This is a genomic window from Rhodococcus sp. Q (assembly GCF_005503035.1).
GTDB lineage: Bacteria > Actinomycetota > Actinomycetes > Mycobacteriales > Mycobacteriaceae > Rhodococcus_G.
The window spans coordinates 207253-220938 of sequence record NZ_SCOY01000006.1 but is presented as its reverse complement, the minus strand read 5'-3'; the positions used below and the strand labels follow the sequence as shown (position 1 = coordinate 220938).

17 protein-coding genes are annotated in these 13686 nt (G+C 68.5%); 8 read left to right on the top strand and 9 right to left on the bottom strand.

Translation table 11 applies throughout. From position 1 onward, the window contains the following. Positions 1 to 11 precede the first annotated feature (11 nt). Together FFS72_RS09385 and FFS72_RS09380 are read right to left on the bottom strand one after the other, a co-directional pair. Positions 12 to 869 (bottom strand): polyphosphate kinase 2 family protein, encoded by an 858-nt coding sequence (locus tag FFS72_RS09385; RefSeq protein ID WP_137873669.1) that lies wholly within the window; start codon positions 867 to 869, stop codon positions 12 to 14. 40 nt (positions 870 to 909) lie between these two features. Further along, positions 910 to 1674, bottom strand: a complete 765-nt coding sequence (locus FFS72_RS09380) for a TetR/AcrR family transcriptional regulator (protein WP_249353208.1) — start codon at positions 1672 to 1674, stop codon at positions 910 to 912. A gap of 137 nt (positions 1675 to 1811) precedes the next feature. Here FFS72_RS09380 and FFS72_RS09375 point away from each other — a divergent pair, with 137 nt between their 5' ends. The 6 genes from FFS72_RS09375 to FFS72_RS09350 all read left to right on the top strand — a co-directional run bounded on the left by FFS72_RS09375 (position 1812) and on the right by FFS72_RS09350 (position 7019). Further along, positions 1812 to 3074: a DUF445 domain-containing protein gene (locus tag FFS72_RS09375; protein ID WP_137873727.1), complete on the top strand. Its 1263-nt coding sequence runs from the start codon at positions 1812 to 1814 to the stop codon at positions 3072 to 3074. A gap of 89 nt (positions 3075 to 3163) precedes the next feature. Beyond that, positions 3164 to 3598, top strand: coding sequence for a helix-turn-helix domain-containing protein (locus FFS72_RS09370; RefSeq protein ID WP_137873668.1), 435 nt, complete (start codon positions 3164 to 3166; stop codon positions 3596 to 3598). After that, on the top strand, positions 3595 to 4527 hold the full coding sequence (locus FFS72_RS09365) for a heparin-binding hemagglutinin (protein WP_137873667.1): 933 nt from the start codon (positions 3595 to 3597) through the stop codon (positions 4525 to 4527). Before FFS72_RS09370 ends, FFS72_RS09365 begins: the two co-directional genes overlap by 4 nt. A 107-nt stretch (positions 4528 to 4634) precedes the next feature. After that, complete coding sequence (locus FFS72_RS09360; RefSeq protein ID WP_137873666.1) at positions 4635 to 4931, top strand: DUF2516 family protein; 297 nt, start codon at positions 4635 to 4637, stop codon at positions 4929 to 4931. Between the two features lie 128 nt (positions 4932 to 5059). Next, the gene (locus tag FFS72_RS09355) at positions 5060 to 5977 is read left to right on the top strand and encodes an AurF N-oxygenase family protein (protein ID WP_137873665.1); all 918 of its coding nucleotides are present in this window, start codon (positions 5060 to 5062) and stop codon (positions 5975 to 5977) included. 34 nt (positions 5978 to 6011) lie between these two features. Beyond that, the gene (locus tag FFS72_RS09350) at positions 6012 to 7019 is read left to right on the top strand and encodes an alpha/beta fold hydrolase (RefSeq protein WP_171018608.1); all 1008 of its coding nucleotides are present in this window, start codon (positions 6012 to 6014) and stop codon (positions 7017 to 7019) included. 67 nt (positions 7020 to 7086) lie between these two features. On the opposite strand, the gene purU is transcribed toward FFS72_RS09350, so the two are convergent. From purU to FFS72_RS09335, 3 genes are all read right to left on the bottom strand, one after another. Continuing rightward, positions 7087 to 7974 carry a formyltetrahydrofolate deformylase gene (purU, locus tag FFS72_RS09345; RefSeq protein ID WP_137873664.1) on the bottom strand — a complete coding sequence of 296 codons (888 nt, stop codon included), beginning with the start codon at positions 7972 to 7974 and terminating at the stop codon, positions 7087 to 7089. Between the two features lie 67 nt (positions 7975 to 8041). Beyond that, positions 8042 to 8932: a class I SAM-dependent methyltransferase gene (locus FFS72_RS09340; protein ID WP_137873663.1), complete on the bottom strand. Its 891-nt coding sequence runs from the start codon at positions 8930 to 8932 to the stop codon at positions 8042 to 8044. A gap of 41 nt (positions 8933 to 8973) precedes the next feature. Continuing rightward, a complete protein-coding gene (locus FFS72_RS09335) occupies positions 8974 to 9498 on the bottom strand; it encodes a GNAT family N-acetyltransferase (RefSeq protein ID WP_137873662.1) in 525 nt (174 codons plus the stop codon). Positions 9499 to 9588: 90 nt separating this feature from the next. Between FFS72_RS09335 and deoC the strand changes: the two genes are divergently transcribed. Then, a complete protein-coding gene (deoC, locus tag FFS72_RS09330; protein ID WP_137873661.1) occupies positions 9589 to 10251 on the top strand; it encodes a deoxyribose-phosphate aldolase in 663 nt (220 codons plus the stop codon). A 20-nt stretch (positions 10252 to 10271) separates the two neighbouring features. On the opposite strand, the gene FFS72_RS09325 is transcribed toward deoC, so the two are convergent. Beyond that, positions 10272 to 11042 carry an LmeA family phospholipid-binding protein gene (locus FFS72_RS09325; RefSeq protein ID WP_050065559.1) on the bottom strand — a complete coding sequence of 257 codons (771 nt, stop codon included), beginning with the start codon at positions 11040 to 11042 and terminating at the stop codon, positions 10272 to 10274. Between the two features lie 121 nt (positions 11043 to 11163). Between FFS72_RS09325 and FFS72_RS09320 the strand changes: the two genes are divergently transcribed. After that, positions 11164 to 11757 carry a type IV toxin-antitoxin system AbiEi family antitoxin domain-containing protein gene (locus FFS72_RS09320; RefSeq protein ID WP_137873660.1) on the top strand — a complete coding sequence of 198 codons (594 nt, stop codon included), beginning with the start codon at positions 11164 to 11166 and terminating at the stop codon, positions 11755 to 11757. A gap of 15 nt (positions 11758 to 11772) precedes the next feature. Here the strand turns inward: FFS72_RS09320 and FFS72_RS09315 are convergent, their stop codons facing one another. The 3 genes from FFS72_RS09315 to FFS72_RS09305 form a co-directional block, all read right to left on the bottom strand. Continuing rightward, entirely contained in the window at positions 11773 to 12552 is a 780-nt protein-coding gene (locus FFS72_RS09315) for a class I SAM-dependent methyltransferase (protein ID WP_137873659.1), read from the bottom strand. Between the two features lie 22 nt (positions 12553 to 12574). Continuing rightward, the gene (locus tag FFS72_RS09310; protein ID WP_050065562.1) at positions 12575 to 13075 is read right to left on the bottom strand and encodes a DUF2505 domain-containing protein; all 501 of its coding nucleotides are present in this window, start codon (positions 13073 to 13075) and stop codon (positions 12575 to 12577) included. A gap of 107 nt (positions 13076 to 13182) precedes the next feature. Continuing rightward, positions 13183 to 13686 (bottom strand): DUF2505 domain-containing protein, encoded by a 504-nt coding sequence (locus tag FFS72_RS09305; RefSeq protein ID WP_137873658.1) that lies wholly within the window; start codon positions 13684 to 13686, stop codon positions 13183 to 13185.

Sequence of the window (13686 nt, the reverse complement as noted above, 5' to 3'; positions counted from 1 at the left end):
AGCGCCGCCGGTCAGGATCGCGCCAAGCGCAGTTTCTCCGCCTCGATGTCGAAGTCGGCGGGTGGCCACGACAGGTCGAGTCGTTCGAGCGCGTCGATCAGCAGTTCCGTCACGGCCAGCCGGCTGAACCACTTGCGGTCGGAGGGGATGACGAACCAGGGCGCGTGCTCTGTCGACGTGCGGTCGAGCATCGCCTGATACGCCTCCTGATACTTCGGCCAGTAGCCGCGTTCGGTGACGTCCGAGGGGTGGTACTTCCAGTACTTGTCCGGGCGGTCGAGTCGCTCGGCGAGGCGCGCCTTCTGCTCGTCGAGCGAGACGAACATCGCCACCTTGACCACAGTGGTCCCGGACTCGACGAGGTCACGTTCGAACGCGTTGATCTCGTCGTAGCGTGTCTCCCACTCGGTGCGGGGGACCAGATCGTGCACACGGACGACGAGGACGTCTTCGTAGTGTGAGCGGTCGAAGACTCCGAGTTGGCCCTTCCTGGGCAGTTCCCGGCGAATTCGCCACAGGTAGTGGTGACGCTTCTCCTCGGGCGTGGGCACACCGAACGAGGCGTGGTCGACGCCCTGCGGATCGACGTGGCCGATCACGTGCCGGACCACGCCACCCTTGCCCGCGGTGTCCATGCCCTGCAGGATCAGCAGCACCGACCGGTGCTCGTCGGTGGTGCGGGCACCCGCGAACAGCATTTCCTGCAGCCCGGACAACACGGCCCCGCGTTGCTCGAGCAAGCGGGCGCCGAGGGCTTTGTCGCCGTCGAAACCGGGCGTGCCGTTGGTGTTCAGGTCGGCGACGCGTGTCGCCTCGGTGACGCGCAGTGCCTCCACCGCGGGGATCCGCCAGCCCTCACTCGTGCTCATGGTCGTGACTCTCCCATGCGCAGGCGCCGTGCCGGTGGAACTACAACGCTTCCGGCCGGTCGGAGAGCAGGGGGTGCGGCATCGACTTGAACCGGGCCGGGGAGCCGGCGACCGCGGCGATCCCGGTCACGCCTCCCCACGTCATCATCGTCAGGTAGTCGATCAGGTCGTTCGACGTCATCGACCGGTTCGAGATCCACCAGTGGGTGGCCAGCTGCACCGCGCCGACGATTCCGTATGCCCACGGCAGGGCGCCACCCGAGTCCATCTCCATCTGGCGGAGCTTGACGCCCAGGACCGCGGAGAGCGCCTCGGCGATCATGCGTTCCGATTCGGCGACCACGTCGCGGTTGGCGCCCGAGCTGTTGGCCATCACGTACAGGTAGACCTCGGTGTCCTCGGACACCGTCTCCACGTAGGCGGTGATCGCGACCCGGACCAGCTCGTACTCGTCCATGTCGGCGCCGATCGCCGCGTACATCCGCGGCGCGAGCACCGTCTCCACCCATCGGGTCATGGTGGCGCTGGTGAGGTCGCTCTTGTCGTTGAAGTACCGGTACAGCACGGTCTTCGACACGCCGATCTCGGATGCGATCTCGTCCATGCCCACGTCGCGTCCCCGGACCCGGATCGCGGCGAGGGTGCCGTCCACCAGTTCCTCGCGGCGTGCGATCTTGTGTTCCCGCCACCGGCGCTTGCGGCCGTCGGTCTTCTCGGGCTTGGCGCCAGGCGTGGTGGCGCCGACGTCTACGACCTCGGTTGTGTCGAGGTCGGGTGTTGTCTTCTTCGGCACTGTTGTTGCCACATCCGTTCCGATCGATGTTCAGGCCAGTTTACGGCCGACGGACCTGCTGGTTGTCGCCATCCCCGGTGTCGCGGCCGTCCGCGTCGGTGAGTTGCGGCGCCGGTGCCGCGTCGGAGTTCGGCACAATTGAGCAGGTGATGCAGTTGCTGGGTGTCGACGACGCCGACAAACGGCGTGATTTGCGCCGGATGAAGGCCATCGCGACAGGCTTTCTCGTGTTCGCGACGGTCGTCTATCTGTTCTGTCGGTGGCAGGAATCCCGCGGCGCGGGGGACTGGGTCGGCTACGTGCGGGCCGCGTCGGAGGCGGCGATGGTCGGTGCGCTGGCCGACTGGTTCGCGGTGACGGCGCTGTTCCGGCACCCGTTGGGGCTGCGGATCCCACACACGGCGATCATCAAGAGGAAGAAGGACCAGCTCGGGTCCAGCCTCGGCAGTTTCGTGGGGGAGAACTTCCTCGCACCCGACGTGGTGTCGCAGAAGGTGCAGGCCGCGCAGGTGCCGCTGCGGCTGGGAACGTGGCTTGCCGAGCCCGCGCACGCCGAGCGGGTGGCGGCGGAGACGGCGACATTGCTGCGCGGGTTCGTCGGCGTGCTGCGTGACGAGGACGTGCAGCAGATCATCGACAACACGATCGTGCGCCGCATAGCGGAGCCCGCGTGGGGGCCGCCGATCGGCAAGGTGCTGGCCGAACTGCTGGCGGAGAACCGTCAGCTGCCGCTGCTGGACATGCTGGCCGAGCGGGCGCACCAGTGGGCGCTGGGCAGCCAGGAGACGATCGATCGGATCATCGACCGGGACAGCCCGTCGTGGTCGCCGAAGTTCGTCGACCTATTGCTCGGCGAGCGGATCCACAAGGAACTCGTCGACTTCACATGGAAGGTCCGCTCGAACCCGGACCACGAGGTCCGTCAGGCCGCGAACCGGTTCCTGATCGAGTTCGCCCACGACCTGCAGCACGACCCCGCGACGATGGCGAAGGCGGAGAAGGTCAAGACGGAGCTGATGGGACGCAAGGAGGTGACCGGAGCCGCCGAGGCGGCGTGGAAGGTCGCCAAGCGGATGATCCTCGAGTCGGCGGACGACCCGAACAGCGCGTTGCGTGCGAAGACCCGCGACACCGTGATCCGGCTGGGGGAGCGGATGCGCGACGACGCCGAGTTGCGCGCGAAGGTGGACGGCTGGCTGGACACCGCCGCGCGCTACGTCAGCGCCAACTATCGCGGCGAGATCACCGGAATCATCACCGAGACCGTTGCGCGCTGGGATGCGGAGGAGGCGAGCCGCAAGATCGAACTGCAGGTCGGACGTGACCTGCAGTTCATCAGGATCAACGGCACCGTCGTCGGTGCGCTCGCGGGGCTGGCGATCTACACGGTGTCGAACCTGCTGTTCGGGTGATCCGCGCCTCAACTGCTAGCAGAGTGCTTGCAACAGCTAGCACCCTGTCGTAGCGTGGAAGGCGCACACAGGGAAGAGAGGCGGCCACAGTGACCGACGACACCCGGTCGACCGGCGACAGTGCCGGCGACGTTGCGGCCCGGGTGGTCACGAACGCCGCGCAGGACATCGGCAGCTTCATCAAGTCGCAGCGTGAAGCCGCGCAGGTGTCGCTGCGCCAACTCTCGAAACTGGCCGGGGTCAGCAATCCGTACCTCAGCCAGATCGAGCGTGGGCTTCGCAAGCCGTCCGCCGAAGTGCTCGGCCAGATCGCCAAGGGCCTCCGCATGTCGTCGGAGGTGCTGTACATGCGGGCCGGACTGCTCGAGGAGCGGCCGTCCGGGCCGGTGCGTGACGCGCTGCTCGCCGACACCTCTCTCACGGAGCGCCAGAAACAGGTGCTCCTCGAAATCTACGAATCCTTCCGACGTGAGAACGCGCCGGGAACGGACATTCAACCCGAGGAAACAGGAGAAATCTCATGACTGATCTCAAGGGTTTCGACACCGTCAAGACGCCGATCTACGCCGCTGTCGGTGCCGGAGACGTCGTCGTGCAGGCTGTCGCCGACATCGTCGCCCAGGTGCGCGAGCGAGCCACCACCGCGGGTGACGACCTCACCGTCGACGCGGCGCGTGAGCGCTTCGACAAGCTGTCCGGCGACCTCACGGTCGACGCGGCACGCGAGCGGCTGGACAAGCTGACCGGTGACCTGACCGAGGGCGTCGAGGCGCTGCGTGAGCGGCTCGCCGGCCTCCCGGCCGAGCTGCCCGAGGAACTGGCCGACCTGCGTGAGAAGTTCACGTCGGAGGAGCTCCGCAAGGTCGCCGAGGCGTACCTGAAGGTTGCCGCCGACATCTACACCTCCCTCGCCGAGCGCGGCGAGGAGACCGTCGAGCGGATCCGCAAGCAGCCGGCTCTCGAGGAGGGCATCGATCGCGCCGAGTCCGTGCTCGGCGACGCCGCGAACCTGACCGAGGAGGCTCTCGGCACGGTGGCACGTCAGACTCGGGCAGTCGGTGAGCAGGCCGCGAAGCTTGCGGGCCGTGCTGCCGAGAAGATCAGCGACGTTGCAGACGAGGTCTCCGACGCCGTTGCCGATGCGGGCGAGCAGGTTGCGAGCCGGTTCGTCGGTGCAGGTGAGAAGGCCGAGGCGACGACGGAATCCGCGGCGACCAAGGTCGCGGCTGCCGCGCCGAAGACCCCGGCCAAGCCTGCTGCCGCGAAGCAGGCGCCGGCCAAGCCCGCTGCCGCGAAGGCTGCACCTGTGAAGGCCGCCGCCACCAAGCCCGCACCCGCGAAGACGGCTCCGGCGAAGACGGCTCCGGCGAAGGCTGCCGCCAAGCCGGCGACGAAGACGGCTGCCACCAAGGCACCTGCCAAGAAGGTCGCCCCGAAGTCGACCGACGCCTGACGCGTCCCAAGGTTGGGTCGACCCCCGCACGGCATTGTCGTGCGGGGGTCGAAGCGTATGAAACGCGGCTCCGCTGGGCGCCGGCGTCCGATCGTTAGGATGGAAACGTGACCACCGCCTACACCCTGTCCGGGCTGATCCTCCTCGCGCTGTGGCTGCTGGGGCTCGCCGCGGGGGCGTTCGCCCTGTTCCATGCGGTCCGGCAGCGCCCGGACGCGTTCACAGCGGTCGACAAGCTGTCGAAGCCGATCTGGGTGGGAATTCTCGTCGCCGCCGTGCTCATCATGTTCCTGGCGAGGAGTGTCGTGTCCCTGTTCGGTTTGGTGTCGGTGGTCGCGATCTGCGTGTACCTCGTGGATGTGCGTCCCCGGGTGGACGAGGTCCAGCGCGGTCCCCGCTGGTGACGATTTGTGAGAATTCGAGTCACAGATACCGTTGACAACAGGTATCGGGACGACGCATTGTTGAGGTGATCGCCCGGTGCGGACCCCCGTTCGCACCCACCCGCAAGCACTCGGGGAGGAGCGTCGCCATGTCGATCGGCCACGTAGGCCCGTCCCGTCAGGTTCACGTCGGTACCCGTCAGGACACCGCGTCCCGGCTCCTCGCGTCCGCGGCGCGCAAGTCCTACGACCCGCTCGTCGAGATCGACTGGGACGCGCCGATACCGTCCGACCTGTACGGCATGACCCCCGAATGGTGCAGCCTCTACGGCACCGACCTCTGGGAGTCGATGACCGAGGAGCAGCGGATCACCCTCACCACACACGAGGCCGCGAGCATCGCGGGCACCGGAATCTGGTTCGAGATGATCCTCATGCAGATGCTGCTCCGTGACGTCTACACCCACGACCCCGCGACCGCACACTTCCAGTTCGCGCTCACCGAGATCGCCGACGAGTGCAGACACTCGACGATGTTCGCCAGGTCCGCGACGCGCCTCGGGGTTCCGTCGTATCAGCCGAAGCAGTGGATCCGGCAGTCCGCGCGCCTGTTCAAGGCGACCGCGACCGGATCGCTCGCGTACGGCGGCACGCTGTTCGCCGAGGAGATTCTCGACATGATGCAGCGCGACTTCATGAAGGACGACCGTGTCCAGCCCATCACCCGGACCGTCAGCCGGATCCACGTGACCGAGGAGGCGCGGCACATCAAGTTCGCGCGGGACGAAGCGACGAGGCGCGCCGCGAACATCTCCGCGTTCACCCGCGCGCGTATCCGACTCGCTCTCGGCGTCACGGCCTACTTAGTCGTGACCAGCCTGGTCAATCCGAAGGTGTACGAGGCCGCCGGACTTGATCCGCATCGCGCCAGGGCCGCGGCGGCGTCGAACCAGCACTACCACAACAAGATTCGTGAGGGCTGCGCGAAGACGGTCGAATTCCTCGACGGGATCGGGCTGATCGGAGGCCCGTCCACGGTCCTGCTCCGGCGAGCCCACATCATCTGACGTCCACCAGTTCCAGTTCTCGAAAGGTTGTTCTGTGTCCCCATCGTCACGACGCATTCTGGTAGGAACGGCCGCGCTCGCCGCGGTCGCGGGCACCGCAGTGGCCGTGCGTCGCCGCAAGGCCGCGGCACGACTCTCCGCCGAGCCGAACCCTGCTCTCGCGGATCCGATGTCACATCCGGAGGAGTTGTCCGTCGTGTCGGCGGACGGTCACCGCATTCACGTGCTCGCGTACGGTGACCCGTCGGCGCCGCCGATCGTGTTCGCCCACGGCTGGACGTGCTCGACCGCCTACTGGTACCCGCAGATCAACGACCTGGCCGACGAGTTCCGGGTCGTCGTCTACGACCAGCGTGGGCACGGACGCAGCCCGATCGGACCGAGCCGGCTCGACCCCGAACTGCTCGGCGACGACCTCGACGCGGTGCTGGAGGCGACCGTCCCGAGTGGCAGCCGTGCCGTCGTCGTCGGGCACAGCATGGGCGGCATGTCGATCATGTCGTGGGCGCTGAAGTACCCGCAGCGCGTGCAGGAGAAGGTCGCCGCCGTGATGCTCGCCAGCACCGGATCGGACCGACTCGTCGCCGAGACCACCGTCATCCCGCTGCCCAAACGCGTTCCCGCCCTGCCGGTCCCGGTCGCCCGCGCGATCCTCGGGTCGACGATGCCGCTCATCGAGACGCCGTTCACCCGGCGCGGCCTTCAGTACGTCGCGTTGGCGCCCGGATCCAGCCGGGAGGAAGTCGACTTCTGCGCCCGCATCGTGCGCGACTGTGCGCCCGCCACCCGCGGAGGCTGGGGTCGCGCACTGAGCACCCTCGACGTCGGCGACGCTCTCGACAACCTGACCGTGCCGACCACCGTCGTCGTCGGGACCGCGGACCGGCTCACGCCGCAGTCGCACGCGGTGCGGATGGCCGACCGACTCGACGCCCACGACCATCTCGCCCGCCTCATCCGGATGCCCGGGATCGGGCACATGAGCACGATCGAGGCCGCGGGCGAGGTGAACGCCGAGATCAGGCGCCTCCGCGCGCTCTGAGTGAATTTCACCCCCATGAGATGGGGTCCCCTTTGGGGAGAAATTCACTCGCGGGCGCTGCAGGTGCTCAGCTGAAGACGACGGTCTTGCGTCCGTGGACGAGAACGCGGTCCTCCAGATGCCAGCGGAGTCCACGGGCCAGGACCAGCTTCTCGATGTCGCGGCCGAGACGCACCATGTCGCGTACCTCGTCGGCGTGGTCGACGCGGATCACGTCCTGCTCGATGATCGGGCCCGCGTCGAGCTCGGCGGTCACGTAGTGGCAGGTGGCGCCGATCAGCTTCACACCCCGGATGAACGCCTGGTGGTACGGGCGGGCGCCGACGAACGACGGCAGGAAGCTGTGGTGGATGTTGATCGCCCGGCCTGCCCAGTGGTCGCACAGTTCCGGTGGCAGCACCTGCATGAAGCGGGCCAGCACCACGGCGTGCGGATCGTGGGCGTCGACGAGCTTGCGGACCTGCTCGAACGCGGGACCGCGCTCGGCGGGGTCCTTCGGGAACGACACGTAGTGGAAGTCGATGCCGTGCCTGCGGGTGACCTCCTCGAGGTCGGGATGGTTGCCGATCACCGCGGCGACGTCCACCGACAGTTCGCCGCCCGCGACGCGTCCCAGCAGGTCGTGCAGGCAGTGCCCCTCCTTGCTGACCAGGAGGACGATCCGCTTGCGCAGGCCGGTGTCGTGCAGCGTCCACTCCGTGTCCGGTCCGAGTTCGGAGGCGACCGCGGCGAACCGCTCGCGCAGTTCGCCCAGGCTCAGATCGATCGACGACGCCCGCACCGCCTGCCGGGTGAAGAACCAGCCCGAGTCCTGATCGGCGTGGTACGCGGCCTCGACGATGGAACCGCCGACCTCGGCAAGGAACGTCGAGATGCGGGCCACGATGCCGGTCCGATCGGGTGTACCGAGGGTGAGGACATAGCGACGGTCGTCGTCACGGGAGGGCGTACTCATGCCCGACAGTCTGGCAGGTGCGCCGCTGGCCTGAGCTCGGACCGCACGAATGTCTCGTCGGAGGTTGTCAGCGCACCACGATTGCCGTCGCGACCAGGGTGCTCGCGTCCACCACCTCGACGTCCCGTTCGGTCAGCAGCGACAGGTAGTCGAGCCGTACGGCCTCCACGACGTCGGGGCCCAGCGGCAGCAGCGGCGCCCGCAACGCGCTGCCGAGCACCAGGTCCCACGCGAACTCCGGGGACAGGGGTATCAGGTTCGACAGCTCGTTCACCTCGACCGACGCCGCGCCGAACCGGGACAGCCACGCCCGCAACGCGTCCGGGGTGTCGAACAGTTCCAGCGGCGACGGGCGTCCCGCCCGCGGCGCGTCGGGCACGTGCCGCGCGACGGCGTCGAAGTAGGCGCGGGTGACCTGCTCGAGGGCGCCGCGCCGCCACACCGTCATACCGACCCGGGCAACCGGACGCAGCAGCTGCAGCAGCCGGGCCGTGGCGTGATTCGGATGCGGCAGGAAGAAGATGCCGTACGAGCAGGACAGCACGTCGTACCGGCCGCCCGGGACGTTGCTCGGTGGCTCCCACCGTGTCGCGTCGGCGCGGACGAACTCGATGTTGCGCAGCGCCCGGTCGGAGGCGGTCACCCTGCCGAGTTCGAGCAGGTCGTCGGCGACATCGACGGCGTGGACGAGGCCGGTCGGTCCGACCGCGGCGGCCGCCGGGATCGCCGAGGCGCCTGCGCCTGCGCACACGTCGAGCACCGTGTCCCCGGGGCGCAGCCGCAACTGGAACGCCAACGCCTGCCCAGCAGGTCCCCACACCGTCGGCGTCAGCCGGTCGAACTCGCGGGCTCCGGCATCGAACACCACGGCAAGCTGCTCGGCAACGGCCGCACTGTCGTCGGTGACGCCCACACGTTCGTCGGACTGCTGTGCCGCCACCCGGGCGGAGTCGCTCATGTCGTAAGGGTAGACCCGCAGCGCGCCCGACGCCGGACCGTCTACAGGTCGTAGAAGGGCTGCGCGTACCGGAACTCGCCGGTCACGTCCGAGGTGTAGGCGTCGAGGGGGCGGACCTGGAAGTGGCTGACCCACTCCGGAACTCCCGGATCGACAGACAGTGACGCGCCCGGCACGAACCCGAAGCGGGGGTAGTAGTCGAGGTGGCCGAGCAGTGCGACCAGAGTCGCTCCCAGCGCATCCGCGCCACCGAGGCTCGCGTGCATCAGCGCGGACCCGACACCGGTGTGCTGGCGGCCGGGGAGCACCCCGATCGGACCGAGTGCCAACGAGGGTCTGCCGCCGACGGTCGCGCGGGTCAGGCACACGTGACCGACAACGGCGCCCGCGGTGTCCTCGGCGACCAGCGCCAGGGCGGGGATCCAGGCGTCCGAGCGGCGGAGCGCCTCGACGAGCGCCACCTCGACCGGTTCGGTCGCGCCGGGGGGAGTCTCGTGGGCGAAGGCAGCGCGGTGCACGTCGGCGATGGCGTCGACGTCGGCGGGGCGTTCGCGGCGAATCAGCATGGGCACCAGTGTCGACAATCGTCGGCGGCGTCGGCAACCGCAATACTCCCTGTCCGCTCTCGGGGTGGGGCACTGTGCCAAGCTCGACCGATGTCGGACACCCTCACCCGCGCCGCGGTCGCCGCGATGGTCGACCACACGCTCCTCAAGCCCGAAGCGACGCCCGCCGACGTCGCCGCACTGGTCGAGGAGGCACGGGAGCTGGGCGTGTACGCCGTGTGCGTCTCCCCGTCGATGCTCCCGCTGCGCGCGGCGGGGCTGCGGGTCGCCGTCGTCGCGGGCTTCCCGTCCGGCAAGCACCATTCGCTGGTCAAGGGTGCCGAGGCGAGGCTGGCGGTGCAGCAGGGCGCCGACGAGGTCGACATGGTCATCGATGTCGGCGCCGCCGTCGCACGTGACTACAACGCGGTGCTCGCCGACATCCTGACAGTGCGGGAGGGCATCGCGGAGTCGACGGTGCTCAAGGTGATTCTCGAGACCGCGGCCCTGTCCGACGAGGCGATCGTCGAGTGCTGCCTGGCCGCGGAGCGCGCCGGCGCGAATTTCGTCAAGACGTCCACCGGCTTCCATCCGGCGGGTGGTGCCACGGTCGACGCGGTCCGGTTGATGGCCCAGACCGTCGGCGGCAGGCTCGGGGTCAAGGCGAGCGGCGGCATCCGCACCTCCGACGCCGCCCGCGCGATGCTGGACGCGGGCGCCACCCGGCTCGGTCTGTCGGGGACCCGCGCGGTGCTGGACGGGTTCCCCGACTGACCGGAGTGTTCGGGACCGGACTACATCAGAACCGAGCAGCCCTCCGGTGCCTGTGCGCCCGGTTCGGGAGCGGGCATCGTGTACTGGCCGCCGGCCAGTGACAGCTGAAGTCCGCTGTCCGTGACCGTCAGCGACTGGGCGGTCATGCCGAGCGGGAACGTCTGCAGGCTGGTGGTGAGGATGTCGACGACGCCGCTGACCAGGTCGGTCGGCAGACCGAGCCCGAACAGTTCCGCACCGATCGTCTCCACGTGCACGACACCGCCCGAGATCGTGGGCTGCACCGTCAGTTCGGCGAGGTTGCCGAGCAGTGCGAACCGGATCGTTCCCGCTGTCGGGTCGGTGGTGACGCCGGTGACGAGCGTGCCGAACGGTTGAGCCGCGATGGTCGCGGCGATCCCGTCGGAGGACCAGTCGATGTCGGCGGTCGAGCTTCCGATGGTGCCGCCGGACGTCTCGCTGGTGGTGAGGTCGATGTCGTTGACCCTGGCGTGGACGCGCATGTCCTTCGCGGGTCCGAAGCTGGAGTCGTCGCTGTCGATGGTGATGTGCGGAACGCTCTTGTCGATCGCCTGCAGCAGCACCGGTTTGGCGCTGAGTCCGACGTCGACCTGAGATCCGAGTTGGCTTTCGAACTGGTCCGCCATGCACTGCTTGACGTTGTGGCGAACGTACAGTTCGCCGCCGATCAGGACGGCGACGAGCGCGACGATCACGACGAGGGCGACGATCAGGGCGCGACTGCGCTTGGGTCGTGCGCTCGCGGTGGGGGCGGTCGTGGTGGAAGCCATTCGTCGGATTCTTCCCGAGTTTCCTGTGTCGCTTCTGAGAACTCACCCGAAGAAAGTGTGTGGAATCCGCCACTCCGGCTCGAATGTGACGTGTAACACATTTTGGCCGTACGCTGTTCGCATGGACGAGACCCGTGAGTCAGACCTACGCGAACGCGCCCTGCGTGAGCGGGCCGGGGTTCAGGACGGCTACTTCACCGCCGGGCAGGCGCGGTCCTGCGGGTACTCGGCCGAGGAGATGGCGGACGCCGTCGTCGCAGGCAGTTGGTCCCAGCCCGACCCCGGTCTGTTCCGGCTCGCTACCTGGAGGTCGGGTGACCTGGACGAAGTGGCGCGCTGTTGCGTCCGCCTCGACGGCGCGGTCGTCTCCCACCAGAGCGCGGCGGAACTCCACGGGCTCGGTCACCTGCATCCGAGCTTTCTGCACGTGACGGCATCGGAGGAGGCGCACCTGCGGATCGACCGCGTCGCGGTGCACCACCACGACCTCGGCGCCGGGGACACCGAGCACACCGGCGCCTTCCGGATCACCACCCCGCTGCGTACGGTCCTCGACCTCGCCGAAGGTGGCGTCTCTCAGTGGGTGCTCGACGAGGTCGTCGGCGACGGTCTCGCGATCGGGCGTCTCGACCGCGACGAGCTCGAGGCCGGCTCGGACGGCAGCACACCGCGTGTGCGGCAACGGGTGCGGCGCGCGCTGTCGGCCTGGGCCTGACCGCCCCATCGAAACTCAGGAGGGTGCGACGACCGACCAGGGGACGGTCAGCACGTTGTCCCGCAGCCTCCGCCTCGGAACCTCCACCGGAATGCCCTCGTCGCGCAACAGGTCAAGGGCCGCTCGCCACCGCACCCGCGGACCGAACGGCGCGTGCGGTGCCGCCGTCGCCCACGCCCGGTCCGCCGAGCGAAGCAGTCCGTGCACGCCCTCCCCGGGAACGTTGCGGTGGATCAACGCCTTCGGAAGACGTTCGGCCACGTCGCCGGGCCGCTCGACGTCGAACGGGTCCCACGCCAGCGTCAACGACAGCGGGCCCTGCGCGTCGACGAGCACCCACGCGCAGCGGCGACCGAGTTCGTCGCACGTGCCGTCGACGAGCAGACCACCGGGGGCCAGTGACGACCGGATCTTCGACCAGGCCCCCGCCACGGCGTCCTCCGGGTACTGACGCAGGACGTTGAACGCGCGGACCAGAACCGGCTGCAGGCCGGCGAGTTCGAACCCGCCGCGCGCAAAGCTGACACCGTCACGCCCCTCGACCACACGGTCCGGGTCGATCTCGAGGCCGACGACACGCAGGTCCGGCCGCACCGTCCGCAAGCGGGACGCCAGTTCGAAGGTGGTGTCGGGGCGTGCGCCGTAGCCGAGGTCGACGACCAGGGGGTTCGGGGCGCAGCGAAGCAGGTCAACGACCTGGGGTCGGTGCGTCAGCCAGCGGTCACTGCGACGCAGACGGTTGATCCCCGTCGTGCCGCGGGTGATGACACCGTCGGGTCTGGCAACGCGGTTCATGCCGGGAGATCCGAGAGAAAGACTACTGCTGGGCGAGCCAGTCCGAGGTGACCCGGGCCTCGGTACGAAGCAGGTCGACCACGTTGACCAGCATCAACTGCTCGAGCTTGCCGCCGATGAAGGGGATGAACACCTTCGCCTCGGAGGACGTCCGCATGGTCGATCCGGAGTCGGTGGCGAACAGGGACATGGTGCCCTTGAGGCTGCCCGGTCCCGCCGGGATCGAGGCCTCGTAGGTGCCGGTCACGGTTTCACCGAATGCGCTGTACCGCTCCTTGCGCGTGATGACCATGTCCTTCTTCATCACGGACTGAGCGGCGTCGGGCAGTGCGCTGCGCGGAATGAGGTGATTGAACACGAGGTCGATGCCGTCCTCGGTCACCTCGAACGACTCGACCTCGTTGTCCGAGAATTTCCGCAGTTCGATCATCCGCGCCTCCCAGTAGTCCCGGTTGGACAGCGCGGAGTACACCTCCTCTGTCGAGTGGGTGTAGCGAGCGGAGTAGTCGATGCGGCGAGCCATGAACGGTGAGGTTACCGGCTCGGCACGCATCGACCACAACGATTTCCGATGGGACCTTGCCTGTCCTGATCGGGCGCATGCACGCCCGATCAGATGCGCGGGAGCGCTCAGGCGTTGGCGGCGACCCACCCTTCGATGGCTTCCTGGTCGCGGCGCAGGATGTCGGTGACCTGGTCGGCGACCATGCCCTCGATCGCGCCGCCGATCAGCTTGATCGCGACCTCGACGTCACCCTCGAGGGTCAGCGTCGACTGGGCGCCGGCGTCGGTGAGGACAGCGGAACCCTTCGCGGTGATGGGAAGGCCGGTGGTGGTGACGGTGAAAGTGCCGCTGGCCTGGCCGTTCTCGAACGGACCCCATGCTTCGCCGCGGGTGAGGACCAGGTCGCCCTTGACGGCCTTCGATACCAACCCGGGCAGCGCGTCCTTGTCCAGCACCTGGCTGATCGCGACGTCGACGGTGCCGTCGCCGCCGTTCAGGTGATCGAGGGTGACGCCGTTGTCGGCGCTCTTCTCGAGTCGGCCCAACCAGAAGTCGCGGTTGGTGAGTGCGCTGTGGACTGCGGCTGCGGGCGCGTTGTAGGTGAGGGTGAGTTCGATTCGGCGTGACAT

Bases quoted from the DNA above. Each gene is read 5' to 3' on its own strand.
- FFS72_RS09320 (WP_137873660.1), top strand. From the start codon at position 11,164: ATGGACGAGACCCGTGAGTCAGACCTACGCGAACGCGCCCTGCGTGAG.
- FFS72_RS09375 (WP_137873727.1), top strand. From the start codon at position 1,812: ATGCAGTTGCTGGGTGTCGACGACGCCGACAAACGGCGTGATTTGCGC.
- deoC (WP_137873661.1), top strand. From the start codon at position 9,589: ATGTCGGACACCCTCACCCGCGCCGCGGTCGCCGCGATGGTCGACCAC.
- FFS72_RS09365 (WP_137873667.1), top strand. From the start codon at position 3,595: ATGACTGATCTCAAGGGTTTCGACACCGTCAAGACGCCGATCTACGCC.
- FFS72_RS09335 (WP_137873662.1), bottom strand. From the start codon at position 9,498: ATGCTGATTCGCCGCGAACGCCCCGCCGACGTCGACGCCATCGCCGAC.
- FFS72_RS09305 (WP_137873658.1), bottom strand. From the start codon at position 13,686: ATGTCACGCCGAATCGAACTCACCCTCACCTACAACGCGCCCGCAGCC.
- purU (WP_137873664.1), bottom strand. From the start codon at position 7,974: ATGAGTACGCCCTCCCGTGACGACGACCGTCGCTATGTCCTCACCCTC.
- FFS72_RS09385 (WP_137873669.1), bottom strand. From the start codon at position 869: ATGAGCACGAGTGAGGGCTGGCGGATCCCCGCGGTGGAGGCACTGCGC.
- FFS72_RS09315 (WP_137873659.1), bottom strand. From the start codon at position 12,552: ATGAACCGCGTTGCCAGACCCGACGGTGTCATCACCCGCGGCACGACG.
- FFS72_RS09340 (WP_137873663.1), bottom strand. From the start codon at position 8,932: ATGAGCGACTCCGCCCGGGTGGCGGCACAGCAGTCCGACGAACGTGTG.
- FFS72_RS09325 (WP_050065559.1), bottom strand. From the start codon at position 11,042: ATGGCTTCCACCACGACCGCCCCCACCGCGAGCGCACGACCCAAGCGC.
- FFS72_RS09310 (WP_050065562.1), bottom strand. From the start codon at position 13,075: ATGGCTCGCCGCATCGACTACTCCGCTCGCTACACCCACTCGACAGAG.
- FFS72_RS09355 (WP_137873665.1), top strand. From the start codon at position 5,060: ATGTCGATCGGCCACGTAGGCCCGTCCCGTCAGGTTCACGTCGGTACC.